The organism is Parendozoicomonas sp. 2304DJ65-17, from assembly GCF_058148445.1.
The window spans coordinates 1-235 of the sequence record NZ_JBYVJV010000132.1 but is presented as its reverse complement, the minus strand read 5'-3'; the positions used below and the strand labels follow the sequence as shown (position 1 = coordinate 235).

Annotated in this window: 1 protein-coding gene; it reads left to right on the top strand. The window is 50.6% G+C overall.

The features are described 5' to 3' along the window. Positions 1-54: 54 nt before the first annotated feature. A partial coding sequence (locus tag ACY2RR_RS24785) for a hypothetical protein (RefSeq protein ID WP_490110863.1) occupies positions 55-235 on the top strand: 181 nt, incomplete at its 3' end.

Sequence of the window (235 nt, the reverse complement as noted above, 5' to 3'; positions counted from 1 at the left end):
ATATTTGCCAGGGAGATACCCGAGCCGTTGCTGAAACTGGCTTCCCTACTAGCAATGAATCCAACCAAGGACTGGGATGAGTATCGCAACAGCTTTATACAACGCTGGGGCAGGAAGCCCGACGTAGAGCGTTGGCAGATGAAAGAGGTCGGCCTGTCCGAAACCAAGAAAAATCAGGTTCTCGCAGTTCTGGATGAACTCGACCTGAGCTCCCCCTGGTTTCCTAAAAGAAAAA